Genomic DNA, 23,364 nt, shown 5'->3' on the forward strand with positions numbered 1-23,364 from the left:
CCGTTCCACCGATAAACAGGAGGTCTGGCGAATGTCCTTGACGGTGCACACGGAACAGCGCGGTGACGTGGTCGTCGTGTCGGTCGCTGGCGAGTTGGACATGGCCACCGCACCGCAGTTGCAGGACCAGATCACCGACCTGCTCGACAAGGGGCGCAGTCGCCTCGTGTTCGACCTGTCGGACGTCTCGTTCTGTGACTCTACCGGTCTGTCGGTGTTCGTCCGCGCGAAGAACAGCTGCGACGAGGCCGGCGGAGTGGTCCGACTCGCCGCGCCACAGCGCGGCGTGCTGCGGATCCTGGAGGTGAGTGGCCTGGTCGAGGTGCTGCACACGTATCCCACGGTCGAGCAGGCGGTCGCCGGCGATCCGACGCCGGCCTCCTCCTGACCCCGACGACTCAACGCTCGTCCTCGATGTAGCGGGGGCGAGCGATAAGCACGCCCGCGCAGGTCTGCACGGCCAGGGCGACCAGCAGGAAGCCGATCGGCGCCAGCCATCCCCCGGTCGCGTCGTGGAGGATCCCGACCAGCAGCGGACCCGACGCCGCGATGACGTAACCCGTGCTCTGCGCGAACGCCGACAGCGCGACCGTTCCGTCGGCGGTGCGGGCCCGCAGCCCGATGGTGGCCAGAATGAGCGGGAACGCGCCCTGCCCGAACGCCAGCAGCACCACCCACACCAGCGCCCCGCCGCGCGGCGCGAACGCCAGACCCAGGTACGCCAGGCTGGAGGCGGCGGTCAGCGCGAAGACCAACGGCCGCAGGCTGCCCAGCCGGCCGGCCAGCGTCGGCATCAGCAGCGCGATCGGCACGCCGAGCGCGGTCACTCCGGCGAGCAGCAGCCCGGCGTCCTGCGGGCGGAAACCCGCGTCCCGGAACAACTGGGCCAACCAGCCCATGATCGCGTACCCGCTCAGCGACTGGGCCCCGAAGTAGACCGCCATCGCCCAGCCGAGCCGGGTACGTCCCGGCCGCACGCGCGACCGGGCGGCAGTGCCGTTGCGCCGTGCGGCGGTGCGACCGCGCAGGGCCGCCGGCAGCCACGGCAGCACGGCCACCGCCGCCATTGCCGCCCAGACACCCAGCCCGGCCCGCCAACTGCCGAAGGCGTGCGCCACCGGCACCGCGGAGGCGGCGGCCACCGTCGTGCCCACGGTCAGCGCCATCGTGTACGCCCCGGTGACCAGCCCGGTGCGGTGCGGGAAGTGCTGCTTGACCAGCATCGGCAGGAGGATGTTCGCCACCGCGATCCCGGCCAGCGCGAGCGCGCTGGTGAGCAGGAACACCACGGCGGAACCGGTGACCGCCCGCAGCACCTGCCCGACGGTGAGGGCCAGCATCGCCAGCACCAGCAGCCTGGCCGGGGAGAACCGGCGGACCAGCCACGGGGTGGCCGCCCCGAGCCCGGCGAACGCGATGGTGGGCAGGGTGGTGACGAAGCCGGCCATCGTCCCGGAGAGGGCCAGGCCGACGCGTACCTCGTCGAGCAGCGCGCCGAGGCTGGTGACGGCGGCCCGCAGGTTGAGCGCCACCAGCAGCATCCCGGCCAGCACCAGCCATCCCGGGTTGGCGCGGGACGCGGTCGAAGCCGCGCCGCTGGCCGGGCTGACCGCGCCCGGGGACCCCTCATCCGCTACAACTTCGACGGTCGGGACGCCCTGACCGGTGGCCGCGTCCGTCGGGAGGGCCTGACGGGTGACCGCGTCCGTCGGGACGGCGGGGACGGCAGGGGGTGACGGGGGCATGACCTCGAACCTACAATCATGGGATGAATTCCGGCGAGAGGTTGTAACCAGTGCCACCCGCAGTCGATTCCACCCCGGTTCCGCCGCGCGGCCGGCGGGTCCGGGAGACGATCGCCCAGCTCCGGCAACGGATCATGGACGGCGAGTGGCCGGTGGGCGGCCGGATCCCGACTGAGCCGCAACTGGTCGAGACGCTCGGCGTAGGGCGCAACACGGTGCGCGAGGCGGTCCGCGCCCTGGCCCACGCCGGGGTGCTGGAATGCCGCCAGGGCTCCGGCACCTATGTGCTCTCCACCGACGAACTCGCCCCGGTGGTGGCCCGCCGACTCACCGACGACCGGATGACCGAGGTGATCGAGGTGCGCCGCGCCTTCGAGGTGGAGGCCGCACGGCTCGCCGCGCGGCGGCGTACCCCCGTGGACCTGGCCGCCCTCGACGACGCGCTCGCCGCCCGCGAGGCGGCCTGGCGCGGCGGCCGGGTCGCCGACTTCGTGGCGGCCGACGCCGCGCTGCACACCGCCGTGGTCGCGGCAGCGCACAACGCCATGCTCGCCGAGCTGTACGCCTCGGTCGGCACCGCGATGCGCAGCACGCTCACCCAGGCTATGGGCGACGCGTTGACCCCGGAACGGCACGTCGACCACGCCCGGCTGGTGGCCGCGATCAGGGCCGGCGATCCGGAACTGGCGGCCCGGGAGGCCGCCGCTTTTCTGGAGCCCTCGCCTCGGGCATAGGTTGTCCCCGACGGATACGGGACACCTCGGGAGTACGGATGCTCAAGGGCTTCAAAGACTTCATCATGCGCGGCAACGTCGTCGACCTCGCGGTCGGTATCGTCATCGGTGCCGCCTTCACCGGCGTGGTCACCCAGCTGACCAAGTCCTTCCTGGATCCACTGATCCGGGTCTTCGTGGTGCTGATCACCGGCAGCGACGAGGGCATCGCGGGCAGCGCGCCGACGATCCAGGGCATCCCGTTCGATTGGGTCGCCTTCGTCAACGCGCTGATCACCTTCCTGCTGACCGCCGCTGCGCTGTACTTCCTGGTGGTCTACCCGATGAACCGCTTGGCGGAGCGTCGCCAGCGGGGCGAGGAGCCGCCGCCGGCCGCACCGAGCGAGGAGGTCAAGCTGCTCACCGAGATCCGGGACGCACTCGTCGCCGCCGGCCGGACCACCCCTGCGCAGCAGCGCGGCGCCCTGGACGACGTGCTCGGCCGCCGGGACGAACCGCCCGCGGCGCGCTGAATCCGGCAACCGCACATCGGCCCCTGTGGGAATCCCGCAGGGGCCGTCTTGTGTCGAACAAATGTTCGATAGAGTCCCGCCATGGAGCAGCGAAAGCACTGGTGGAACGGGAAATGGGGGCGACTGGCCCGGCGGGACGTCTTCCTCCGGGCGGATGCCGACCGATGGTTCGTCGAGCAACGTGCCGGTGGCGCCGAGGGCGTCTCCCGGTTCTACGAGTACGACACCGTCGACGAGGCCGAGGACACCATCCGCGCGCTGCTCCAAGGCACCGACACCTGGCGCGAACTAACCCCCCGCCCCCACCCCCGCTCGGGTTGATCAAGAAGTTTTGGTCGGAGTTCGCGCGGCTCCCGACCTAAACTTCTTGATCAACAGGGACTGGGGCCGAGGGCTGGGCGGGAGGGGGTGGGGTGGGGAGGGTTTAGGGGGAGTGGGGGGCGGGAACCGCGCGAGCATGGAGCAGCAGGGCATCGATCAACGGACAACCCTCTCGCGGGTCACCACCGGCATGCGGGTGGTCGACTCGGCCGGCGTCGACGTGGGCACCGTGGACCTCGTCCAACGCGGCGACCCGAACGCGGTGACCGTGCAGCCACCGACCACCGACCCCGGCAGCAGCCTGGACGAACTGATCGAATCCGCGACCGTGGAGGAACCGGACGTGCCGGCGGATCTCGCCGCCCGCCTGCTGCGCACCGGCTACCTGAAGGTCTCCACCGACCTGGTACCCACCGGCGCCGTCTACGTCCTCGCCGACCAGATCTCCACCGTCACCCCCACCGAAGTCACCCTCAACACCCCCGCCACCACCCTCCCCCCAGAGTCCTAACCCCACCCCACCCAGCCACCCCACCCCGACCCCCACCCCGCACCGCTCGGTCGATCATGAAGTTATTGCGATGGGTAAGCGCTTGCCTGGGCAACAGCTTCATGATCGACGTGGGGCAGGGCGGGTCGTTGGCGGACTGCCCAGAGCGCCACCTCGGTACGGGACGCGGTGCCGGTCTTACGCAGCAGATTCGACACGTGCACGGTGACCGTGCGTACCGAGATGCCCAGCGCGCGGGCCACCTGTTTGTTGGACATCCCGGCGACCAGACAGTCGAGCACCTCCGACTCCCGGCCGGTCAGGCAGACCGAAGGCGGGACCGCCGACCCGGGGGCGGACCCGGATTCCGGCGCGGCACGGCGGCGCGCCAACCGGCCAGGAGGGGACTCCGGCCCGGCAACCCGGGACGCGGGCACGGCCGGACGGGACGCGGGCACGGCCGGACGGGACGCGGGCACGGCCGGACGGGACGCGGGCAGCGCAGGATCGGACTCGGGCAGCACGGGCGAGCCAGCCGGGGCCAGCAGGGCGTCGGGATCCTCCCCGGCGTGCGCGGCGAGCAGTTCGGTGAGCGCGTACGGGTTGCCGGCGGTGCGCCGCCAGACCTCGTGCACCAGTTCGGGGCGTGGGTCCGCGTACACCTGGGTCAGCACCTCGGCGACCTCGGCCGGACGCAGCGGGCCGAGGTGCTGACGCACCACTCCGCGTACCCCGCAGAGGCGCGCCAGGGTGCGGCCGGCGAGTTCCGGTGAGACCGCGCGCGCGGCGGGCCTGGTCGCCACCACCAGCAGGGCCGGCAGCCCGTCGGCGGTGGCCAGTTCACCGATCAGGTTGAGGCTGGCCGGGTCGAGAGCGTGCAGGTCCTCCACCACCAGCACCGCCGGACCGGCACCGACCAGCACCCGGACGGTACGTACGGCCAGCCGGAGCAGGGTACCAGGGGCGTAGCGTTCGCGCGGCGCGGTGGGCTGCTGGGCGAGCCAGGCCAGCGCATCGGCCGGCAGGTCGAGCCGGGTGGTGTCCCGGCCACTCAACACCGCGGCCAACCAGTCGTACGGTGCGGGGCTGTGCACTCGCGCGGCGCCGCTGAGCACCACCTCCGGTCGCGGGGTGAAGCCGTCCAGCGCGGCAGCGACCAGCAGGCTCTTGCCCACGCCCGGTCCCCCGGTGACGACCGCGACAGCGGGAGAGCGGCGGCGGCCCAGGACCACGCTGGACCAGGCCCGGTCCAGCTCAGCCAGCTCACCGGCGCGCCCGACCATGGACACCGGCAACATTCCTCAACCCTACGCAGTAGTGCGTAGAGACGCGGGAAGGGTCTTCTTGGCAAGCTTGTCCCATGACGCTGATCCTCCGCTCGGCCATCCTCAACGACATCGGTCTGGTCCGGACCAACAACGAGGACTCCGCCCTTGCCGGCGAGCGCCTCGTCGCGGTGGCCGACGGCATGGGTGGGCTGCCCGCCGGTGAGGTGGCCAGTGAGATCGTCATCCGGATCCTCGACGAGTTGGTCCCGCCGACCGCACCGGACGCCGCCACCGAGGCGCTGCGCGCCGTGGTGAGCACCGCCAACCAGCGCATCCACGCCGCGATCGCCGCCGACCCCGCGCGCGACGGCATGGGTACGACGCTGACCGCGGCCCTGCTCGCCGGGGAGACGCTGGTGCTGGCGCAGGTCGGCGACTCGCGGTGCTACCTGCTCCGCGACGGCCAACTGCGCCAGCTGACCCGGGATGACACCTTCGTGCAGGCGCTTGTCGACCAGGGCGCCCTCTCCCCCGAGCAGGCCCGCCACCACCCGCAGCGCTCGCTGGTGACCCGGGCGGTGCAGGGTGCGGACGCGCCACCGACGATGGGCGCGGTGACCCTCGCCGCCGGTGACCGGCTGCTGCTGTGCAGCGACGGGCTCTCCGACTACGTGGCCGACGACGCGATCGCCGCCACGTTGGGGATGCACGCCGACCGCCAGCAGTGCGGCGAGCAGTTGGTGAAGCTCGCCCACCAGGCCGGCGCGCCGGACAACGTCACAGTGGTCATCTCCGACGTCGTGACCGGCTGAGGTACGCCGGCACCGGGCGGTTGGACCGCCGTACCGCACTAGGTAGTTGTGCCATCTAGGTAGCGCCGCTAGGGTTCGGCGGGTGGATTCCGACCGACGGGGGCAGTGGCTGCGTGGGGTGCTCGACCTCTGCGTGCTCGCCCTGCTGCGCGACGGCGAGTCCTACGGCTACCAGCTCGCCCAGTCACTCGACGCCGCGGGCGTCGGACCGATCCAGGGCGGCACGCTCTACCCGGTGCTGTTGCGACTGCAACGCACCGGGCTGGTCACCGCGCGGTGGCGGGAGGGCGATTCCGGCCCGGCCCGCAAGTACTACCAACTCACCGACGACGGGCGAGCGGCGCTGCGGCACGGCGGCAACGCCTGGTTGGCGTTCGTGGCCCCGGTGACCGGCATCGTCACGAAGGGGGTCGACGGGTGAACGCCGACGACTGGCTGCGGGCGTTCGCGGCCGAGCTGTACCAGCGCCGGGTAAGCGGCGACGCCGCCCGGCACGTGGTCGCCGAGGCGGCCACCCACCTGCGCGAAGGCGGCGGTGATCCGTGGCTGGTCTTCGGCTCGCCGCAGGCGTACGCCGCCGCGATCGTGGAGAGCATCGGCACCGCGCCCGGCCCGCGCCCGGGCCCCGTCCGGCTGCACGCCCGCGGCATCACCAAACGGTACGGCCGGCAGGTGGTGCTCCGCGACGCGACGCTGACCGTACGGGCCGGGCAGATCGCCGCCGTGATCGGCGCGAACGGCTGCGGCAAGAGCACGTTCCTGCGGATCTGCGCCGGTCTGGTCTCGCCGGACGCCGGCGAGGTGACCGTCTCCGGCCGGCTGGGCTACTGCCCGCAGCAGGGCGGCACCGCCGACTTCCTGCTGCCCGACGAGCATTTCGTGCTGGTGGGTGCCGGTCAGGGCGTGCCACGGGGGCCCGCCCGGCAGGCCGGCCGGGCGGCGGCCCGGCAGCTCGGCTGGGACGCCGAGAACGCCGTGCTCGCCCGGCACCTCTCCGGGGGTACGCGGCAGAAACTGAACCTCACCATGTCCACGCTGGCGCAGCCGGACGTGCTGTTGCTCGACGAGCCGTACCAGGGCTTCGACCAGGGCAGCTACGTCAATCTCTGGGACCAGCTGACCCGGTTGCGCGACGAGGGACGGGCCATCGTCGTGGTGACCCACCTGCTCAACCAACTCGACCGGGTCGACATGGTGCTCGACCTGACCCCCGCATACCAGGGAGGCCGATCGTGAACCGGCTGGTCACCGTGGCCGAGATGACGCTGCGGGAGCTGGCGCGCCGCAGGGGCGTACTCCTGCTCCTGCTGTTGATGCCGTTGACCTTCTGGCTGATCCGGCGCGACTCCTACGTCGGGCAGTCCGTGCGCGCGCTGCTGCTCGGCATCAGCTGGGCGGTCAGCACCGCGGCGCTCTTCGCCACCAGCGCGGCCCGCGAACTGGAGCCCCGGCTCCGACTCGCCGGCTACCGCCCGCACCACCTCTACATCGGTCGGATGCTCGGCCTGTGGGGGCTTGGGTTGGCGATCTCGGTGCCGTTCTTCCTGCTCACCGTCGTCGACGCGAACAACCTGCGGTACGCCGGGATCGCCGTGGCGATGCTCTGCTGCGTGGCCGTGGCCGCACCGTTCGGCATGTTGATCGGTGCCCTGCTACCCCGCGAGTTGGAGGGCACGCTGCTGCTGCTCACCGTGGTGGCGATGCAGATGCTGCTCGACCCGGCCGACGCGGGGGCGAAGCTGACGCCGTTCTGGTCCAGCCGGGAGATCGCCACCTGGGCGGTGGACCACACCGACGACGGTTACCTGACCCGCGGTTTTCTGCACGGACTGGTGGTCACCCTGCTGCTGATCGTGACGGTGGCCGGCGTCTTCGCCGTCCGGCTGCGACGGCGGCGACACCTGCACCACGTGCCGATAGCCTGATCCTTCGGCCCACGGCGGGACCCGGGTTCGTTGACACAGGACCTAGCATCACGGGGTGCGCCTCAGATCCTCCACCGCCACGGTCGCGTTCGGCGTCGCCATCGCCATGCTGACCGCGTGCAGCCCGTCCGTGCCGAGCGCCGACCCGCGTGGCGCGCAGGCCCCGGTGAGCGGCACTTCCCCGGCGCCGAGCGTGCCGGGGCAGGCACCGGGCGCGCAGGCCACCCCGGCGGCTGAGACCGGCTTGGGCAGCAGCCCGACCGGCAGTGCCAGCCCCAAGCCGACCAGGACGTCCCGAGGCGCACGCGACACCGGCAACCCGAGCGGACGGGTGACCGTACCAGCAGCCGGGCAGGCGGTCGACACGTCGAAGCCGACCCGTACCGTCGGCAACGGCACCGCCGACAGCTGCACCTCGGCCGCCGTCATCCGGGCGGTCGCGGCCGGCGGGATCATCACCTTCGACTGCGGACCCGACCCGGTGACCATCCGGATGACCGCCACCGCCAAGGTACGCAACGCCAACGGTCCGCAGGTGGTGCTCGACGGTGGCGGCAAGGTCACGCTCAGCGGGCAAGGTAAGCGGCGCATCCTCTACATGAACACCTGCGACGCGTTGCAGGGCTGGACCACCTCACACTGCGACGACCAGGACCACCCGCAACTGACCGTGCAGAACCTCACCTTCGCCGACGGCGACTCCACCGGCCAGCGCACCGACGGCGGCGGCGGTGGGGCGATCTTCGTCCGGGGTGGCCGGTTCAAGGTGGTCAACTCACGCTTCGTCGACAACCGCTGCGACCGTACCGGCCCGGACCTGGGCGGCGCCGCGATCCGGGTCCTCGACCAGCACGACGACCAGCCGGTGTACGTGGTCAACAGCACGTTCACCGGTGGCTCCTGCGCCAACGGCGGCGCGTTGAGCAGCATCGGCGTGTCCTGGGTGGTCCTCAACAGCGTGCTGCGGGACAACGAGGCGGTCGGCGAGGGCGCCAACCCGGCCCGCTCCGGCACGCCTGGCGGCGGCAGCGGCGGGGCGATCTACTGCGACGGCAACAAGTTCTCCGTACGCGTCGCCGGCACGGTCGTCGAGGACAACGACGCCCGTGAGGGCGGTGGGGCGATCTTCTTCGTCAGCAACGACCGCACCGGCACCCTGCGGATCGAGAACTCGACCCTGCGCCGCAACCCCAGCCGTGGCTTCCAGACCCACCCCGGCATCTTCTTCCAGGGCTCCGGCAAACCCACCTTCACCGCCTCCACCGTCCGCTGACCGTCGATAATTTCGGTTGATCAAGAAGTTTGCGTCACCGTCGAGGTGGTTTTTCGACCCAAAGCTCTTGGTCAACAGCGGCGGAGGCAGGGTCAGTAGGGGTTGCCCTCGCCCGCAGGAAAGCTGGGTGTGATGGAGAGGGGTGGGCTGGCGGTACGGGCGCGCTCGGCCATGCCGCTGAACAGCTCCCGCAACGCGCTCACCGAGTCGACACTCGGACTCCAGTTGAGCTCGGTCTCGGCCCGCTCGCTGGACATCAGCGGCACGTTGAGGGCCAACTCGACCCAGCCGGCGTCGACCGGTTGCAGCCGCGCCCGCCAGGTGAGCGCCGCGGCGGCCCGCAGCACCGGGGCGGCCACCGGCACCGTCCAGCCGTGAAAATGCCGGGCCACCAGCTCGGGAGTCAGCACCGGGTCCGCAGCGACGTTGAAGGCGCCGCGGACGTCACCCATGACCGCTCGGGCGTACGCGTCAGCCACGTCGTCGGCATGCACCACCTGCATCCGCAACCGCCGGTTGGTCGGCACCAGCGGCAGCCGGCCGAACCGCAGCAGCCGCACCGGTGCCAGCGGGCCGAGGAAGTACCGGCTGATCTCGGTGCCGGCCTCCCGCTGAAAAATCAACCCAGGACGCATCCGGACCAGGCGGAGCGCCGGATGGCTCCGCTCGATCCCGTCGAGCATCTCCTCCACCGCCGCCTTGTCCCGGCTGTACGACGACCCGGGCACCCCGGTGGCCGGCCAGCGCTCGCTGACCGGCGCGTCCTTCGGGCCGGGTGCGTAGGTGCCGACCGACGAGGCGTACACCAGGGCCGGCACCCGGGCGCGCAGCACCGCATCGACCACCGCCCGGCTGCCGCCGACATTGGTACGGCGTAACACGTGCTGATCGTGGCTAGGCTGGATCTGCCAGGCCAGGTGCACCACCGCATCGGCACCGGCGAAGACACCGGTCAGCTCGTCCGCCGCCCCGGCCAGGCCGATGTCGCAGGAGTGCCACCGCACCGCGTCGTACGGCTCACCCGCCCCGGCGGGCGGCAACCGCCGCGCCACCCCGACGATCTCCACGTCGCGCTCGCGCCGCAACCGGCGCAGCACCGCCGAACCGACGTTCCCGCTCGCTCCCACGACCACGATCCGCATGCCCGGTCCGTACCCGGTCAGCCGCTTTCCAAGCGCCCCCCGCCGAGACGCCGACCGCGCGCTCGCGGCGCCGGGCCGCGGCTGCAGCAGGGCTGAGTCGCGCTGGCCGCCTGCGGTCAGGGCGGGCCGGGGTCAGCGGGCGAGCAGTGCGCCGATCAGGCAGGCGAAGGCGGTGACCGAGCTGACCGTGCGGATCAGGTTCCACCGCACCCAGGGCGTCTCGAACCACTGCCGTACCCCCGCCAGGTCGCCGATCCCGTCGACCGGCCCGGCAGCTTCCAACCGGTTGTTGAGCGGCACGTTGCACCGGCCCGTGACACCGAGCGTGATCAAGTGGCCGACCAGCGCGGCGATGAGCCAGCCGAGCACCGCACCGCCGGTGCCGAGATACCCGACGACGGCCACCACCACGAGCAACGGCCCACCGAGAAACGCCGACAGGAACCAGCCGTTGATGATCTTCCGATTGATCGACTGCATGGTGCCGACCAGGGTCCGACCGTCGGTCGCGGCCAGCCCCGGCATCACCGAGCAGGCGTACGCGAAGAACAGCCCCGCCACCAGCCCGGTGGTCAGCGTGGCTCCGGCCAGGACGGCGAGGCGGATCGGCTCCGACATTGCGACACCTCCAGGACGCGGGGCAACCCGGCAGGACGCGGGGCAGCCGGGCCAACGACGAGGTCCGCGCGTCGGCCCAGCCGATCCTGCCAGCCGACGTCCACCCGTACCTGACGGGAGCCACCGCCATCACATCGACGGCTGGCCGGAAGCCGCGAGCCCGCTCCCGTCGGTGTCCGGTAACCTGAGCGGCGCGGGCCGCTAGCTCAATGGCAGAGCTGTGGACTTTTAATCCATAGGTTCAGGGTTCGAGTCCCTGGCGGCCCACCACACACCGCCGATGAGCTGCGGTAACGCCGAGTGAAGATCATCGGGCACAATGAGGGCGCAACTCAGCTCCGACCTTGGTTGGTGGGAGCTTCCGGTCGCTCGCTGCCTGCCCTGTCGCAGGAGGCGGGCGACGGCCCGCTCCCCAGGAGGGCGGGTCGACGGCATACGGGATGGCAAGCAAAGCTACTCAGCAATAGGATAGGTCGCGAGCGATGGGCAAGGGTGCGGGGGCTGTTATGTCCCCCACCCTTGTTGAACTACTGCTCTGATCTCCTCGCATCATCTTCGCTGTGAGTTCAGCGTAGAGATCGCGTTGGAAGTATCAGGCTGTAACCGTTGGCGAGACAGAGCTTCCCACATTGCTTACGCTGGATGGGCCAGCGTAGCCATTAGTCCGGTACTTGAATCCGCTTTGCTTAGAAGTATAGCAGTACCATGTCCGCCATTGTCCGGCACTATAAGACCGGCTATCCCAACTACATTGTTGGGCATACGAACCATTAATATAGGCGTTGAGGTATGCGTCGATGTACTGGGTGGAGTTTGACAAGTTCCTTACATCGACCCAGTGGCTTACTGAAGTCGAGTTCACCTCGACGCAAGCCCGAACAGAAACATACGAATAGCTACCCCACGAGCCGCAATACGCCGCCGCCTGGGCTGCTCCAGGGCCAACAAGAGCTCCCCCCGCAACAGCAAGCGCCACCGCGAGGGCACCCTTAGCCACCTTCATGCATCCTCCTCTGTTAGAGATGTAAATATCCTCACACATCGATCAGCATCGCCGCAAGTGGTTCGTCCGGGCGGTAGCGTTTAACGCCAGATCGCCGCCAAGAAGCCTGTAGACCAGCCAACCAACGGCCGATTGCTGACTTCCCGGGGCGGAACTCGTTGCCGAAGCCGGAATCTGGACGGCGAGCGATGGACTGGCGAGATCGTCGGGCACAAGCTGGGCACAAGTGACGCCGACAAGGGCTGTCAACCGCTGTAAGGCAACGAGAGACGCCGCCCAGTTCAGGACGCCGATCCGTCCCATCTGAGGTGATCCACAGACGGCCGGAGGGATTCAGGGTTCGAGTCCCTGGCGGCCCACTCTGTTGCAGCTCAGCGGCCCTTTATGGGGGCCCTGTCTTTGTCAGCATGGCTCGTACAGCAGCCAAGTACAGCATCGACCAGGAGCAAGGCAGGCCATCTGAGGTACAGTTTTCTGTACTTGCCCTGGAGGTGGTCATGCGGACCGTGAACTTCACCCAGCTACGCCAGAATCTGGCCGCCGAACTCGACAGCGTCATCGACGACGCCGAGGAAGTGGTGGTGACCCGGTCTGGCCACGAGCCGGTGGTGATCGTGTCGCTTGCCGAGTACGAGTCGATGAAGGAAACCGAGTACCTGCTGCGCAGCCCCAGCAACGCCGCAGCCCTACGCCGGTCGATCGCCGAACTTGAGCAGGGCGACACGGCCGAGCGGAAGCTGACCGACCCGGACACCGCGCCGGACGTCGCGTGAGGCTGGTCTTCACCGCGACAGCCTGGAGCCAGTACCTCAGCCACACCGACCGCAAGCTGGTCAGGCGCATCAACGACCTGATCGCAGACGTGATGCGCAACGGATACGAGGGCATCGGCAAGCCGGAGCCCTTACGGGGCGAGCTGTCCGGCTTCTGGTCCCGCCGGATCGATCGCGAACATCGGCTGGTGTACCGGATCACCAAGGGCGACGTCGAGATCGTGGCCTGCCGCTACCACTACGGCGACCGGTAGCGGCTTCGTTCAAACGGCGGGCGTTGGCCGGGCTGGCCATCAGGTAGGCCGTCTCCTTCAGCGACTCGTACTCGCGCAGCGAGATGATCACGGCAGACTCACGGCCGGAGCGGGTAACAAGAAGTTTGTACAACCGAGCTGTCGGCGCAGCGCGCAGATTCTTCACCGGGCGCGGCGCGGGCGCCGCGTGCACACCTGAATACTTAGCCGTTGCGCTAAGTATCGTCGTAGGAAATACTTAGCCATATGGCTCAGTATTCGCCGCAGCTCGACGGCGTGTTCGGGGCCCTCGCCGACCCGACGAGACGCGGGGTCCTCCGCCGCCTCGGCCGTGGTCCGACGACCGTCGGTGAACTCGCCAGCCAGTTCCCGATGACGCTTCCCTCGTTCATGAAGCACGTACGGGTCCTTGAGTCCAGTGGGCTGATCCAGACGGCCAAGGTCGGTCGGGTACGCACCTGTGTGCTCAACCGTGAGCGCCTCGCCGTCATCGACCACTGGCTCGCCGAGCAGCGCCGGATCTGGGAAGAGCGCACCGACCGCCTCGAACTCTTCGTCACCGACCTTGAGGAGCATGAACAGTGAATTCCGACCTGGACCTGACCGTGGAGCGGGTCATCCGCGCGCCTCGCGCCACGGTGTGGAGAGCGTGGACCGACCGATCCCGGCTGGCGAGGTGGTGGGTTCCGGCCCCCGCACTCTGCCGTGTCGACCGCTTGGACGTCCGGCCCGGCGGCGGGTTCGTGACCCGGCTGAGCGACGACGGCGGGGAATTCGTCCCGCACATGGACGCGACCTTCCTGGTCGTCGACGAGTACGAGCGGATCGTGTTCACCAACGCGGTCGACAGCGCCTGGCGACCCGCGAGCCCGGTCCCGGTCGCCATGACCGCCGAGGTCGCTCTCAACGATCATCCCCACGGCACGGACTATCGGGTCATCGTCCGCCACGGTGATCCCGCCGCTCGTGCCCGGCACGAGGAACTCGGCTTCGCCGACGGCTGGGGCTCGGTGACCGCCCAGCTCGCCGGATTCGCCGAAAGCGAGGAGGCCCGATGAAGATCGCCCTGACCGAGTTCGTGACCCTCGACGGGGTCAGCCAGGGTCCCGGCTCGCCGACCGAGGATTCGAGTGGCGGCTTCACCCGGGGCGGCTGGCTCGTGCCCTACCTGGACTCGGTCTTCGTCCAGCGCACCTCCGAATGGCTTGATCTTGCCGACGGTCTGCTGCTGGGGCGACGGACCTACCAGGCGTTCGCTCGTGACTGGCCGCAGATCACCGACCCGAACGACCCGTTCACCGAACGGATGAACTCGTTACCGAAGTACGTCGTCACCAACACCCTCACCGAAGGCAGTTGGCGCCCGGTGACGCTGCTGCACGGCGACCCGATCCAGACCGTCGGGAAGCTCCGGGCGCAGCCGGGACGGGAACTCCAGATCCACGGGAGTGCACGACTCGGCAAGGCCCTGTTGGCGGCCGGTCTCGTCGACACGCTCCGGCTCGTCGTCGCTCCCACCGTGGCCGGTTCTGGACGGCGCCTACTGGACCACCCGAGCGCACCCGTCGGCCTGCGACTCGTTCGCCACGAGGCGACGCCGAACGGTCTGCTGCTTGTCGAGTACGAGCAAGTCGGCGCCGCGCCCGTGGCGGAGTACGACGGCGTCACGGCGTTCGTCTAGCACGGAGGAGCGGGATCCCGGCCCTCAGCCAGGGCGGATCAGCAGGAGGGCAACGGTGGCCAGGTAGATGATCGGGATGGCGGCCCCTTCGAAGCCGATGCCCCGGCGTTCCCTGATCAGCAGCCCGGCGGTAAGCGTGGCCGTCATCAGCGTGGTCATGCCGGTGAACAGCAGACCCGACAGGTTCGCCTCGGAGTAGATCGAGCCGGGCCGGTAGGCGGCGTCGGCAAGGAAGATCATCAGAGAGTCGAAGGCGTTGCCGCCGAGGATGTTGCCGATGCCGAGGGTCAGCGCCCCGATGCGGATCGCCGCGATGAGAGTGATCAGCTCAGGCAGCGAGGTGATCGCCGTCGTGAGCGTGAAGCCCACGAAACCGCTGGGCAGACCCGAGGCGGCCACCACACCGAGCCCGCCCTGGCCGATCAGGTAGCCGGTGGCTGCCACGACGGCCGCCAGCGCGGACAGCCGGAACCACAACCGGCGGAGGCTCAGTCCCGACGTCTCGGCAGCCGGCACGTCCTGACGGGTGTCGGTGGTGCGCCGAGCGAACCACATCGGCTCCCGGCGGAGCCTGCGCAGCAGCACCAGGCCGTACAGGTAGATGACGGGGATCAGCAGGCTCGCCGGGTGCACCCAGAGCACGGTGAGCTCAGGCGTGGCGTACGCCACCACGGGCAGGCAGAGCAGCGCCACCAGTACGACCGCCTGTAGGACGTTCTCCAGGGAGGCCGCCGCGTGCTCGATGTTCGAACGGCGGTAGAGCAGGTCGGCGATGGCCAGCCACACCGTCTGCACAGCGATGCCACCGATCGGGTTGGCGAGGGCGAACTCGGCGTCCTGCCGGACCGACCCGATGATCGTGGTGGCGATGCCGGGCAGGGAGGTCACCGCACCGAGCAGGAGGGCGCCGGCCACCGCCTCGCCCATCCCGGTCCGGTCCGCCAGTTCGTCGGCCGTCCGAACCAATGCCCTGCCGGCGGACAGGATCGCCGCGAGTGCGGCGACCAGTGCGACCACGCTGGGCAGGAGCGGCCAGGTACCGCCGATCACGAGGGGTCGCCTGAGGGTTGTCCGTGGGCCATGCAACCCCCGTACCCATCTGGCGGAATTTTGCGCAGCAACGGGCCAGGCGCCCAGGGTGCGGAGGTCTGTCAGACTCGCTCGACGTGAGGCATCAGCAAATTCTGGACAAGCTCGCCGCACCGACCCTCGTCCGCGCGCTGAACGAGGATCTGGCCCGGTGGGTGGGCTGGCAGCTGGTGGCCGTACCGGAGGATCACCGCGAGCTGGCGCGACGGGTCGTTCCACCGATTCTCACCCGCTGGGGGTGCCTGCTCGACGCCGACGACACCGCTGCGGCGACCCGGCACCGTGGCTGGGTGGCGATGGCGGTTCTGCTGCACCGGTACGGCCTCGTCGACGAGGCTGTCACGGCCCACGCGTCGGCCGCCATCGACTCACTCAACCGCGACGTCGTGCTCTCCGACGCCTTTGCCCGGCAGTCTCCGGCCATCAAGGACTTCCTGGCCGCGCCGCCGCCACCGCTGACGCGCCGGCCACGCCGGCCCGGGACGCCGACGCTGCTGCGCCCCGGAGACGTGGTGTCCATCCAGGTGGAGGCGAGCTTCCACGCAGCGTTCGTACGCGAGGTCGCGGGCGGCAACGAGTACCCGGTCGTCGAGTTCTACGCTGGCCGTTTCGACCGGCCGCCGACGTTTGGCGAGTTGTCCGGCCGGGCCGCCGCCCGCGACCGTGGCCAGGCCCGGTTCGGGGTGGTCGGGCTCACCTACCTGCCCGACCCCGCCAACCAGGTCCGGGCCTTGGCCTCCCAGCACCAGCAGCCACCGCTGGGCACCGATCCCGGGCCGGGCGAGGGCCGGTACACGATCACCGACATCATCCGGCTGCAAGATGCCATCACCGGGCTGTTCCAATGAGCACGGGCTGTCGGTCGTACCGCAGGACGAGCCGGCCGCAGACCGCGCCGAGGATCAACTCGACCACCATGGCGGCAACGAGGCCGGTGGCCGGTGGCCCGTCGAGCGCCATGCTGAGCAGCCGGGACAGGCCGTAGGCCAGGTAGACCACGGCACCGACCAGGGCGGCGGTGAAGGTCAGCCGTCGGACGTACCCGCCGAGCGTGACGAGCACGCCGGTGGCCAGCAGCGACCCTCCGGCGGCGCGGGCTTCGCTGAGCAGGCTGCTGTTGCCCGCGTACTCGATGCCGTTTCCGGCGTGGAACGTCGCCGGCACGGTCAACAACGCTCCACCGATGACGATCGCGACCAGCCCGGCGACGGTCAGACCGACCCTTCCGGGTCGAGGGACGGGCGGTGCTCCGGCAGGTGTGTTCCGGCCGCTCACCGCTGCCACGTCCCGGCAGCGACGGCCCGCCGGCAGACATCGGCGAAATCACCCGGCTGCCGGTCGAGTGCCTGTTGGACGCCGTCGCCGAGACTGGCGTTGCGCCCGTCGAAGACCTCCACACAGAGGTCGGTGAGCAGCCGGGCGTGATCCGGCCCGACCTGTCCGACCAGGCCGTCGTGGAACTGCTCGGCGGTGACCGGCTGGTAGCGCACCTCCCTACCGGTGGCCTCGGCGATCTCCGCTGCCGCCTGGTCGAAGGTCAGCAGGCGGGGGCCGGTGACCTCGTACGCCCGCCCGTCGTGCCGGTCGTCGGTGAGCGCGGCGACGGCGACGTCGGCGACGTCGTCCACGTCGACGAACGGCTCGGCGACCTGGCCCGCCGGCAGCGCGAGCAGGCCGTCGTGGACCGCCTGCGCGAGCTGCCCCTCGGTGAAGTTCTGCGCGAACCAACTGGCCCGCACGATGGTGTACCCGAGCCCGGAGCCGGCGACGATCGCCTCACAGCGCTGTGCACCCGCCTCCCCACGACCCGACAGCAGCACCAGCCGGTGCACGCCCGCCTTTCGCGCGGCGGCGGTGAACGCCTCGACGACGTCGGGTGCCTGCGGCGCGGCGAGGTCCGGGAAGTAGCACAGGTATGCGGCGTCGGTGCCGCGCAGCGCAGCCGACCACGTCTCCGGCCTCGCCCAGTCGAAGGGCTGCTCGCCGCGGCGGGAAGCCTGCCGCACCGGATGTCCGAGGCGGGTGAGGCGGTCGGCGACACGTCGGCCGGTCTTGCCGGTCGCGCCCGTGACGAGTACTGACGGTCGGGACATGGGTGGCTCCGTTCCGGAGAAGTTTGCTTCCGTTGCCACCCCAGCCTGATCGGGAACTGATGGGCGAACAATGATCGTTCTGCCGCGCTTCTTTGCCCAGCGTCCAGCTTCTTGGACGATCAGCACATCTGCGGGAGCCTTGAGCGATGTGGACGACACCGGCCTGCGAGGTCGCGGCACCCAGTGACCCGCTCGGCGAGACACTGCATCTCCTCCGGCTCACCGGCACGCTGTACTGCCGCGCCGAGCTGACCGCACCGTGGGGGGTGGCGGTGCCGGCCCTGCCCGGCTGCATGACATTGCAGGTGGTCACGGCCGGGCAGTGCTGGCTCGAGGCGGACGGCGTCGAGCCGCGCCTGGTCGGGCCGGGCAGTCTGACGCTGATCCCGCACGGCATCCCGCACCGCTTCCGCAGTGACCCGCAGGCGTCGACCGAGCCACTCTTCTCGATTCCGGTGCAGCGTCTCAGCGAGCGTTACGAGATCATGCGGTACGGCGGTGGCGGCGAGCTGACCCAGGTCACGTACGCGGTGCTGCGGCTGGACCACGTCGCGGCGCAACGGATGGTCGCCCAACTGCCGACCGTGCTGCACCTGGACCGGTTCGACGACGAGACGGGGTGGCTGCACAGCACGCTCCGGTTCGTGGCCAGGGAGGCGCAGGCGTTGCGTCCGGGCGGCGAGACGATGCTCACCCGGCTGGCGGACGTCCTGGTCATCCAGACGATCCGAGCCTGGTTGGACGCCGCACCCGAGGCGCGCCAGGGCTGGCTGGCGGCGCTGCGCGACCCCCAGATCGGGCAGGCACTCACCGCGCTGCACCGCACGCCCGAGCGGGACTGGAGCGTGACCGACCTGGCCCGGGAGGCGGGCATGTCCCGGTCGGCGTTCGCCGCACGCTTCACCGCGCTGGTCGGCGAACCCGTCATGCGGTACGTGGCCGCGTGGCGACTGCAACTCGCCCACGATCATCTCGGCCGCACCGACGAACCGCTGCCGGTGGTGGCGCGGCGGTTCGGCTACCAGTCGGAGGCGGCGTTCTGTCGTGCCTTCAAGCGGGCGTACGGGGTGCCGCCGGGCCGGCTGCGCCGCGAGCCTGCTCCAGACCGTCGAAGAGCAGATCGAGGGTGAACTCGAACTCGGTCTGACTGTCACACCAGCCCAGGGTGGGGTCGGTGGCGCCGTGCAGCTCGGCGGCCACCATCGCCGCCAGGTGGGGCAGCTGTGCGGCCAGTTCGGCCAGCTCCGCCTCCGCGGCGGCGGCGTCGACCTCCTCTCCCGCGCCGGGCTGGAAGACCTCCTGGGCGAAGCCGAGGGCCAGGCTGCCGAACGCGTGCAGCGCCCGGTGGGCGATCCGGTACGAGAAGCCGCCGTCGACCAGGATGGCGAGGATGCCTTCGTAATAGCCGTACACCCCGCCGGGAATGGTCGGGCGGGAGCTGAGCAGGGCGGGCGCCCACGGGTGCCGCAGCATGACCGTACGCGCGGCGAGGAAACGCAGCCGTAGCCGGGTACGCCAGTTTCCGCCGGCCGCCTCCGTCTCGGCCCGGTCGGCGGCCGTGACGATCTCGGCGACCACGGCATCGACGAGGCCGTCGAGCAGCCCTTCCTTGCCGGGCAGGTGGTGGTAGAGCGACATCGCCTCGACGCCGAGGTCGGCGGCGAGCCGGCGCATCGTCAGCGCCGCCATCCCCTCCGCGTCCACAAGCGCGATAGCGGCGACCAGCGCCCGGTCACGGCTCAGCGGCTCCCGGCGTTTTCTCGCTCCCATGCGGCTCCCATTTTCCCTTGACCTTACAACGTATGGTTGCCTTACGACGTAAGGCTGATCTCGTCGTCACAGCTGCCGCAACCGAAGGAGCCACCATGCATCCACTGATCCGCACCGCCCGGACGACCGGGCTTTTCTACCTCGGGCTCGGCATCGCGGGCGCACTGGGCTTCCTCACCATCCGACCCATGATCTTCGAGGCCGGCGACGCCGACGCGACCCTCGCCAACCTGGTCGCCAACGAGTCGTTGGCGCGTATCGGGGTGACATTCGAACTGCTCGTCGTGCTCACCCAGACGCTTGCCGCCGTCTGGTTCTACCGGCTGTTCCGCGCCATCGACAGCACCGCCGCCGGCAGCATCGCCGCCTTCGGCATCGTCAACGCCGTCGCCATCCTCGGCAGCGCCGCCATGCTCGGGACCGCGCTCGGGGTGGCCACCGACGGAGCCGGCGGAGCCGCCGACACGGTCCAGTTGCTGTACCTCGTCAGCGAGAACCTGTGGGCGGTGGGCGGGCTCTTCTTCGGCCTCTGGCTGATGCCGATGGGCTGGTGCGTGCTGCGTTCGGGTTGGCTGCCCCGGGTCCTCGGCTGGATCCTCGTCACCGGTGGTGTCGGCTACGTGCTGATGACCTTCGTCAGGTACCTCGCCCCCGGCGCCGGGATCGCCGCCGATCTGCTGGTGGTCCCCGCCACCGTGGGCGAACTCTGGATTCTCGGCTACCTGGTCATCTTCGGCGTCCGGAAGCGGGCGCTCACCGAGGCCCCGCGAACGACGCCGACCGCGCCGCTCGCCGCCTCACCCGCCTGACCGCTCGGCCGGCCCCGGTTCGGGTCGTGCCCTCATTCGGGTACGCCCGAACCGGGGCCGGTCGTCCCGCCGTGTCGTTGATCCGGTTGTGCCCGCCACCCGCCGGTGACCACGGTGGGGGCGCCGAGAAGTCCGGGAGGGACGCCGATGACAAGCGAACGCGAGACCGTCGAGGTCGACCCCGCCCTGTTCCAAGCCGTCTACGACTCGCCCGCCGCGCTGCCCGGCCGCCACCGCTGGACCACGCCGGAGTCCGACGTACGGCGGATCGAGAAGCTGCTCAACATGCCGCCCCGGACCATCGGCGCGCCCCTGTGGGTCAGCGGCGACCAGCCGGACTGCCCGAAGTGCGGTCGCCGGATCACCTGGTACGACATCGTCGCCTCGGCTCTGAAGGGCGTGCACGACCCGATGATGATCGCGACGGTGATCCTCGGCGACCGCCGCTACGTCAACACCGGTCTGCCCGCCGCCATCCCCGGCGTACGCTGCGCCGACTGCCGGTCGCCGATCGAGGGGCTGCGCAGCTTCAAGTGCCACAACTGGGCGTACGCCTTCGAGGACCTGGCGGCCGTCCAGCAGCGGATGTCCGGCGGCCCGGTCCTCGGCGACCAGGGTGAGCCGGTCCACTGACACCCGCCGGGTCACCGGCGGGCGGGGCGGCGGCCGGGTGGTGAGGGTGGTTCGTGGCCGGGGTCGGGTAGCGGAGGCATAGGGCGGGTGGTCGGCCGGTCGGCGGTCACCCGCAGGCGCTCACCGTGGTGCCACAGCTCCATCGCGGCATCGGCGTCGGCGTCCGGCAGCTCGTAGCGGGCCTCGTCGGCGGTAAGCGTGACGTGCAGCCGGTGGCCGTGCCAGAGCAGGCTGAACGCGAGCCGGTCGATCCGGTCGGGCAGCCTCGGGTCGAACGACAACAGTTCCCGGTCGTCGCGCAGGCCGCCGAAGCCCTGCACCAACGTTAGCCAGGCCCCGCCCAGCGAGGCCAGGTGCAGCCCGTCGCCCGTCTTGTCGCCGAGATCCTCCAGGTCCTGGAGCACCGACTCGGCGAACAGGTCGTACGCCAGGTCGAGGTGGCCCAGCTCGGCGGCGAGCACCCCCTGCGGGGCGGCGGACAGCGACGAGTCCCGGACCGTCCGGGCCTCGTAGTAGGCGAAGTTGGCGGCCTTCTCCTCGGCGGTGAACTCGCCCGGGCAGCGCAGCATCGCCAGCACCAGGTCGGCCTGCTTGACCACCTGGTGCCGGTACAGCTCCAGGTAGGGATAGTGCAGCAGCAGCGGATAGTCGCCGGTGTCGGCGAAGTTCCACTCCGGCCGGTCGGTGAACCCGGCGGCCTGCTGGTGCACCCCGCGCTTGGGGTCGTACGGCATGGCCATCGCCTCGGCGGCGGCCCGCCAACCGGTCACCTCGGACGGGTCCACGCCCAACCTGGCGGCCGCCTCCGGGTGCCGCTCGACGGCGTCGGCCGCGCCGCGCAGGTTCCGCCGCGCCATCAGGTTGGTGAACAGGTTGTCGTCGACAAGCGCGGCGTACTCGTCCGGCCCGGTGACACCGACGATGTGGAAGCTGCCGTCGTCGGTGAAGTGCCCGAAGCCGTGCCACAACCGGGCGGTGGCCACCAGCAGGTCCAGCCCGGGGCCGGTCAGGAAGTCATCGTCGCCGGTGGCCGCGACGTAGCGCAGGACCGCGTCGGCGATGTCGGCGTTGACGTGCAGCCCGGCGGTGCCGGCCGGCCAGTAGCCGGAGCACTCCCGGCCGCTGATGGTCCGCCAGGGGAAGGTGGCACCGGTGAGCCGCAGTTCCGCCGCGCGGTCGAACGCCTGCGGCAGGTGCGCGTGCCGCCAGCGCAGCGCCGACCGGGCCACGGCCGGCGCGAGGTAGGTAAGCACCGGCAGCACGTATCCCTCGGTGTCCCAGAGCACGTGCCCGTCGTAGCCGTTGCCGGTCAGCCCCTTGGCGGGGATGGTCCGGTCGCCGTCGGAGCGGCCCGCCTGGATCAGGTGGAACATGGCGAACCGGATCGCCAGCTGCAACTCGTCGTCGCCGTCGAGCAGCACGTCGGCGGTACGCCAGGCGTCGTCCAGGGCGGTCCGCTGTTCGGTGCGCAGGTCGTCGAAGCCGACCGTACGCGTCGCGTCCGCCTCGGCCGTCACCTGTGCCGCCAGTTCCGCGGCGGACGAATCGGCGACGGGTGCCCACTCGTACGCCGCGTACTTGGTCAGCCGCACCCGCTCGCCGGGTCGCAGCGGCCCGGTGAGGGTCAACCGGATCCGATCCGGGGTGGCGTCGGCGTCGGTGGTGACGTGTTCCGGTGCCGCTGATCGGTGTGCGACCGCGACGGCGACCCGCTGCTCGCTGTGCTCGGTCCGGTGCACCAGCAGCGCGTCGGCACTGTCGACGCGGTGCAGTTCGGCGGTCAGCGGGTCCGAGATCAGCGAGGCGGCCCGGGGGTCGTCGGCTCGCTCGGGGACATGCTCGTTGGCCAGCAGGTCCGCACAGATCCGCAGGTCGACCGGCCCGTCCAGGGGTTCCACCGTCCAGTCGACGGCGGCGACCCGGCGGCGGGACAGCGACACCAGCCGGGTGCTGCGTACCCGCACCCCATCGCCGGCCGGCGAGATCCACTCGGTGAACCGTTCGATGACCCCGGCGCGCAGGTCGAGCACCTGCTCGTGGGCGAGCACCGTGCCGGTGCGCAGGTCCAGCGGTTCGTCACCGACCCAGAGCCGTACCAGCGTGGCGTTCGGCGGGCTGATCACGGTGTCACTGAGCTGCGGGAAGGCGTACCCGTCCTCGGGGTAGGTCAGCTCACGGCGTTCGTGCAGCCCGTTGAGGTAGCTGCCCGGCATGTCGACCGGCTCGCCCTCGTCGAGGGTGCCGCGCCAGCCCAGCCATCCGTTGCTCAACGCGAAGACCGACTCGGTCTCGCCGAGCCGGTCCAGGTCGTCCCGGGTCCGCCGGATCCGCCACCGCTCGTCGGGCTGCGGCTCGTCCGTCTGCTGGTCAGGGGTGGGGTGCACAGTGCCTCCAGGACTCTCCGACGGTCCCTGCGGGC

The 23,364-nt window shown here is 70.6% G+C and carries 29 protein-coding genes and 1 tRNA gene; 20 read left to right on the plus strand and 10 right to left on the minus strand.

The features are described from left to right. The first annotated feature begins 31 nt into the window (after positions 1–31). Entirely contained in the window at positions 32–388 is a 357-nt protein-coding gene (locus ACFY2A_RS01220) for an STAS domain-containing protein (protein ID WP_093403921.1), read from the plus strand. Between the two features lie 10 nt (positions 389–398). Here ACFY2A_RS01220 and ACFY2A_RS01225 read toward each other — a convergent pair whose 3' ends face one another. Then, positions 399–1,745, minus strand: coding sequence for an MFS transporter (locus ACFY2A_RS01225; RefSeq protein ID WP_387166894.1), 1,347 nt, complete (start codon positions 1,743–1,745; stop codon positions 399–401). Between the two features lie 50 nt (positions 1,746–1,795). On the opposite strand from ACFY2A_RS01225, the gene ACFY2A_RS01230 reads away from it, so the two are divergent. From ACFY2A_RS01230 to ACFY2A_RS01245, 4 genes are all read left to right on the plus strand, one after another. Then, positions 1,796–2,479, plus strand: a complete 684-nt coding sequence (locus tag ACFY2A_RS01230; protein ID WP_387166897.1) for a FadR/GntR family transcriptional regulator — start codon at positions 1,796–1,798, stop codon at positions 2,477–2,479. 38 nt (positions 2,480–2,517) lie between these two features. Then, on the plus strand, positions 2,518–2,991 hold the full coding sequence (mscL, locus tag ACFY2A_RS01235; protein ID WP_387166900.1) for a large conductance mechanosensitive channel protein MscL: 474 nt from the start codon (positions 2,518–2,520) through the stop codon (positions 2,989–2,991). An 81-nt stretch (positions 2,992–3,072) separates the two neighbouring features. Further along, on the plus strand, positions 3,073–3,312 hold the full coding sequence (locus ACFY2A_RS01240; protein WP_387166903.1) for a hypothetical protein: 240 nt from the start codon (positions 3,073–3,075) through the stop codon (positions 3,310–3,312). Positions 3,313–3,463: 151 nt separating this feature from the next. Then, positions 3,464–3,823, plus strand: a complete 360-nt coding sequence (locus tag ACFY2A_RS01245) for a hypothetical protein (RefSeq protein WP_387167487.1) — start codon at positions 3,464–3,466, stop codon at positions 3,821–3,823. Between the two features lie 62 nt (positions 3,824–3,885). Here ACFY2A_RS01245 and ACFY2A_RS01250 read toward each other — a convergent pair whose 3' ends face one another. Continuing rightward, on the minus strand, positions 3,886–5,100 hold the full coding sequence (locus ACFY2A_RS01250; RefSeq protein ID WP_387166906.1) for a LuxR C-terminal-related transcriptional regulator: 1,215 nt from the start codon (positions 5,098–5,100) through the stop codon (positions 3,886–3,888). Positions 5,101–5,162: 62 nt separating this feature from the next. Between ACFY2A_RS01250 and ACFY2A_RS01255 the strand changes: the two genes are divergently transcribed. The 5 genes from ACFY2A_RS01255 (at position 5,163) to ACFY2A_RS01275 (ending at position 9,080) form a co-directional block, all read left to right on the plus strand. Further along, positions 5,163–5,882 (plus strand): PP2C family serine/threonine-protein phosphatase, encoded by a 720-nt coding sequence (locus ACFY2A_RS01255; protein WP_363921474.1) that lies wholly within the window; start codon positions 5,163–5,165, stop codon positions 5,880–5,882. An 82-nt stretch (positions 5,883–5,964) separates the two neighbouring features. Next, positions 5,965–6,303 carry a PadR family transcriptional regulator gene (locus tag ACFY2A_RS01260; protein ID WP_093403911.1) on the plus strand — a complete coding sequence of 113 codons (339 nt, stop codon included), beginning with the start codon at positions 5,965–5,967 and terminating at the stop codon, positions 6,301–6,303. Continuing rightward, entirely contained in the window at positions 6,300–7,118 is an 819-nt protein-coding gene (locus ACFY2A_RS01265) for an ATP-binding cassette domain-containing protein (RefSeq protein ID WP_387166910.1), read from the plus strand. The genes ACFY2A_RS01260 and ACFY2A_RS01265 overlap by 4 nt, the downstream gene beginning before the upstream one ends. Continuing rightward, on the plus strand, positions 7,115–7,807 hold the full coding sequence (locus ACFY2A_RS01270; RefSeq protein WP_387166913.1) for a hypothetical protein: 693 nt from the start codon (positions 7,115–7,117) through the stop codon (positions 7,805–7,807). The genes ACFY2A_RS01265 and ACFY2A_RS01270 overlap by 4 nt, the downstream gene beginning before the upstream one ends. A 106-nt stretch (positions 7,808–7,913) precedes the next feature. After that, on the plus strand, positions 7,914–9,080 hold the full coding sequence (locus ACFY2A_RS01275; protein ID WP_387167490.1) for a hypothetical protein: 1,167 nt from the start codon (positions 7,914–7,916) through the stop codon (positions 9,078–9,080). 92 nt (positions 9,081–9,172) lie between these two features. On the opposite strand, the gene ACFY2A_RS01280 is transcribed toward ACFY2A_RS01275, so the two are convergent. Both ACFY2A_RS01280 and ACFY2A_RS01285 read right to left on the minus strand, forming a co-directional pair. Beyond that, positions 9,173–10,222 carry an NAD-dependent epimerase/dehydratase family protein gene (locus ACFY2A_RS01280; protein WP_387166916.1) on the minus strand — a complete coding sequence of 350 codons (1,050 nt, stop codon included), beginning with the start codon at positions 10,220–10,222 and terminating at the stop codon, positions 9,173–9,175. Positions 10,223–10,354: 132 nt separating this feature from the next. After that, a complete protein-coding gene (locus ACFY2A_RS01285; RefSeq protein ID WP_387166919.1) occupies positions 10,355–10,840 on the minus strand; it encodes a DUF1772 domain-containing protein in 486 nt (161 codons plus the stop codon). 195 nt (positions 10,841–11,035) lie between these two features. Between ACFY2A_RS01285 and ACFY2A_RS01290 the strand changes: the two genes are divergently transcribed. From ACFY2A_RS01290 to ACFY2A_RS01300, 3 genes are all read left to right on the plus strand, one after another. Beyond that, a tRNA-Lys gene (locus tag ACFY2A_RS01290) sits at positions 11,036–11,110 on the plus strand. Positions 11,111–12,340: 1,230 nt separating this feature from the next. Continuing rightward, positions 12,341–12,616 (plus strand): type II toxin-antitoxin system Phd/YefM family antitoxin, encoded by a 276-nt coding sequence (locus ACFY2A_RS01295; protein ID WP_387166922.1) that lies wholly within the window; start codon positions 12,341–12,343, stop codon positions 12,614–12,616. Further along, positions 12,613–12,870, plus strand: a complete 258-nt coding sequence (locus ACFY2A_RS01300; RefSeq protein WP_387166925.1) for a Txe/YoeB family addiction module toxin — start codon at positions 12,613–12,615, stop codon at positions 12,868–12,870. The genes ACFY2A_RS01295 and ACFY2A_RS01300 overlap by 4 nt, the downstream gene beginning before the upstream one ends. Here ACFY2A_RS01300 and ACFY2A_RS01305 read toward each other — a convergent pair. Continuing rightward, positions 12,815–13,063, minus strand: coding sequence for a type II toxin-antitoxin system Phd/YefM family antitoxin (locus ACFY2A_RS01305; protein WP_387166928.1), 249 nt, complete (start codon positions 13,061–13,063; stop codon positions 12,815–12,817). The genes ACFY2A_RS01300 and ACFY2A_RS01305 overlap by 56 nt on opposite strands. A gap of 53 nt (positions 13,064–13,116) precedes the next feature. Between ACFY2A_RS01305 and ACFY2A_RS01310 the strand changes: the two genes are divergently transcribed. Genes ACFY2A_RS01310 through ACFY2A_RS01320 form a run of 3 tightly spaced genes read left to right on the plus strand, consistent with a single transcriptional unit; the run spans position 13,117 to position 14,551 of the window. Next, entirely contained in the window at positions 13,117–13,455 is a 339-nt protein-coding gene (locus tag ACFY2A_RS01310) for an ArsR/SmtB family transcription factor (RefSeq protein ID WP_387166931.1), read from the plus strand. Next, on the plus strand, positions 13,452–13,928 hold the full coding sequence (locus tag ACFY2A_RS01315; RefSeq protein ID WP_387166934.1) for an SRPBCC domain-containing protein: 477 nt from the start codon (positions 13,452–13,454) through the stop codon (positions 13,926–13,928). The genes ACFY2A_RS01310 and ACFY2A_RS01315 overlap by 4 nt, the downstream gene beginning before the upstream one ends. Beyond that, positions 13,925–14,551 carry a dihydrofolate reductase family protein gene (locus ACFY2A_RS01320; RefSeq protein ID WP_387166937.1) on the plus strand — a complete coding sequence of 209 codons (627 nt, stop codon included), beginning with the start codon at positions 13,925–13,927 and terminating at the stop codon, positions 14,549–14,551. The genes ACFY2A_RS01315 and ACFY2A_RS01320 overlap by 4 nt, the downstream gene beginning before the upstream one ends. A gap of 24 nt (positions 14,552–14,575) precedes the next feature. On the opposite strand, the gene ACFY2A_RS01325 is transcribed toward ACFY2A_RS01320, so the two are convergent. Then, on the minus strand, positions 14,576–15,601 hold the full coding sequence (locus ACFY2A_RS01325) for a sodium:calcium antiporter (RefSeq protein ID WP_387166941.1): 1,026 nt from the start codon (positions 15,599–15,601) through the stop codon (positions 14,576–14,578). Positions 15,602–15,717: 116 nt separating this feature from the next. On the opposite strand from ACFY2A_RS01325, the gene ACFY2A_RS01330 reads away from it, so the two are divergent. After that, the gene (locus ACFY2A_RS01330) at positions 15,718–16,488 is read left to right on the plus strand and encodes a hypothetical protein (protein ID WP_387166944.1); all 771 of its coding nucleotides are present in this window, start codon (positions 15,718–15,720) and stop codon (positions 16,486–16,488) included. Here ACFY2A_RS01330 and ACFY2A_RS01335 read toward each other — a convergent pair. Next, complete coding sequence (locus ACFY2A_RS01335; protein WP_363921441.1) at positions 16,469–16,915, minus strand: DUF4345 domain-containing protein; 447 nt, start codon at positions 16,913–16,915, stop codon at positions 16,469–16,471. The two genes, ACFY2A_RS01330 and ACFY2A_RS01335, sit on opposite strands and share 20 nt — an antisense overlap. Beyond that, positions 16,912–17,733, minus strand: coding sequence for an NAD(P)H-binding protein (locus tag ACFY2A_RS01340; protein WP_387166948.1), 822 nt, complete (start codon positions 17,731–17,733; stop codon positions 16,912–16,914). The genes ACFY2A_RS01335 and ACFY2A_RS01340 overlap by 4 nt, the downstream gene beginning before the upstream one ends. Positions 17,734–17,879: 146 nt before the next feature. Here ACFY2A_RS01340 and ACFY2A_RS01345 point away from each other — a divergent pair, with 146 nt between their 5' ends. Next, positions 17,880–18,863, plus strand: a complete 984-nt coding sequence (locus ACFY2A_RS01345; protein ID WP_387166951.1) for an AraC family transcriptional regulator — start codon at positions 17,880–17,882, stop codon at positions 18,861–18,863. Here ACFY2A_RS01345 and ACFY2A_RS01350 read toward each other — a convergent pair. After that, positions 18,784–19,503 carry a TetR/AcrR family transcriptional regulator gene (locus ACFY2A_RS01350; RefSeq protein WP_387166954.1) on the minus strand — a complete coding sequence of 240 codons (720 nt, stop codon included), beginning with the start codon at positions 19,501–19,503 and terminating at the stop codon, positions 18,784–18,786. The two genes, ACFY2A_RS01345 and ACFY2A_RS01350, sit on opposite strands and share 80 nt — an antisense overlap. 95 nt (positions 19,504–19,598) lie before the next feature. Between ACFY2A_RS01350 and ACFY2A_RS01355 the strand changes: the two genes are divergently transcribed. After that, the gene (locus ACFY2A_RS01355) at positions 19,599–20,312 is read left to right on the plus strand and encodes a DUF4386 domain-containing protein (protein WP_387166957.1); all 714 of its coding nucleotides are present in this window, start codon (positions 19,599–19,601) and stop codon (positions 20,310–20,312) included. Between the two features lie 147 nt (positions 20,313–20,459). Next, positions 20,460–20,945, plus strand: coding sequence for a hypothetical protein (locus tag ACFY2A_RS01360; protein WP_387166961.1), 486 nt, complete (start codon positions 20,460–20,462; stop codon positions 20,943–20,945). Positions 20,946–20,956: 11 nt separating this feature from the next. Here the strand turns inward: ACFY2A_RS01360 and ACFY2A_RS01365 are convergent, their stop codons facing one another. Then, positions 20,957–23,329: a glycoside hydrolase family 65 protein gene (locus tag ACFY2A_RS01365; protein WP_387166964.1), complete on the minus strand. Its 2,373-nt coding sequence runs from the start codon at positions 23,327–23,329 to the stop codon at positions 20,957–20,959. Positions 23,330–23,364: the final 35 nt, after the last annotated feature.

Origin of the sequence: Micromonospora sp. NPDC000442 (assembly GCF_042898635.1) — a bacterium.
Classification (GTDB): domain Bacteria; phylum Actinomycetota; class Actinomycetes; order Mycobacteriales; family Micromonosporaceae; genus Micromonospora.

Bases quoted from the DNA above. Each gene is read 5' to 3' on its own strand.
- ACFY2A_RS01220 (WP_093403921.1), top strand. From the start codon at position 32: ATGTCCTTGACGGTGCACACGGAACAGCGCGGTGACGTGGTCGTCGTG.
- ACFY2A_RS01225 (WP_387166894.1), bottom strand. From the start codon at position 1,745: ATGCCCCCGTCACCCCCTGCCGTCCCCGCCGTCCCGACGGACGCGGTC.
- mscL (WP_387166900.1), top strand. From the start codon at position 2,518: ATGCTCAAGGGCTTCAAAGACTTCATCATGCGCGGCAACGTCGTCGAC.
- ACFY2A_RS01240 (WP_387166903.1), top strand. From the start codon at position 3,073: ATGGAGCAGCGAAAGCACTGGTGGAACGGGAAATGGGGGCGACTGGCC.
- ACFY2A_RS01250 (WP_387166906.1), bottom strand. From the start codon at position 5,100: ATGTTGCCGGTGTCCATGGTCGGGCGCGCCGGTGAGCTGGCTGAGCTG.
- ACFY2A_RS01255 (WP_363921474.1), top strand. From the start codon at position 5,163: ATGACGCTGATCCTCCGCTCGGCCATCCTCAACGACATCGGTCTGGTC.
- ACFY2A_RS01275 (WP_387167490.1), top strand. From the start codon at position 7,914: ATGCTGACCGCGTGCAGCCCGTCCGTGCCGAGCGCCGACCCGCGTGGC.
- ACFY2A_RS01280 (WP_387166916.1), bottom strand. From the start codon at position 10,222: ATGCGGATCGTGGTCGTGGGAGCGAGCGGGAACGTCGGTTCGGCGGTG.
- ACFY2A_RS01285 (WP_387166919.1), bottom strand. From the start codon at position 10,840: ATGTCGGAGCCGATCCGCCTCGCCGTCCTGGCCGGAGCCACGCTGACC.
- ACFY2A_RS01295 (WP_387166922.1), top strand. From the start codon at position 12,341: ATGCGGACCGTGAACTTCACCCAGCTACGCCAGAATCTGGCCGCCGAA.
- ACFY2A_RS01310 (WP_387166931.1), top strand. From the start codon at position 13,117: ATGGCTCAGTATTCGCCGCAGCTCGACGGCGTGTTCGGGGCCCTCGCC.
- ACFY2A_RS01320 (WP_387166937.1), top strand. From the start codon at position 13,925: ATGAAGATCGCCCTGACCGAGTTCGTGACCCTCGACGGGGTCAGCCAG.
- ACFY2A_RS01340 (WP_387166948.1), bottom strand. From the start codon at position 17,733: ATGTCCCGACCGTCAGTACTCGTCACGGGCGCGACCGGCAAGACCGGC.
- ACFY2A_RS01345 (WP_387166951.1), top strand. From the start codon at position 17,880: ATGTGGACGACACCGGCCTGCGAGGTCGCGGCACCCAGTGACCCGCTC.
- ACFY2A_RS01350 (WP_387166954.1), bottom strand. From the start codon at position 19,503: ATGGGAGCGAGAAAACGCCGGGAGCCGCTGAGCCGTGACCGGGCGCTG.
- ACFY2A_RS01355 (WP_387166957.1), top strand. From the start codon at position 19,599: ATGCATCCACTGATCCGCACCGCCCGGACGACCGGGCTTTTCTACCTC.
- ACFY2A_RS01360 (WP_387166961.1), top strand. From the start codon at position 20,460: ATGACAAGCGAACGCGAGACCGTCGAGGTCGACCCCGCCCTGTTCCAA.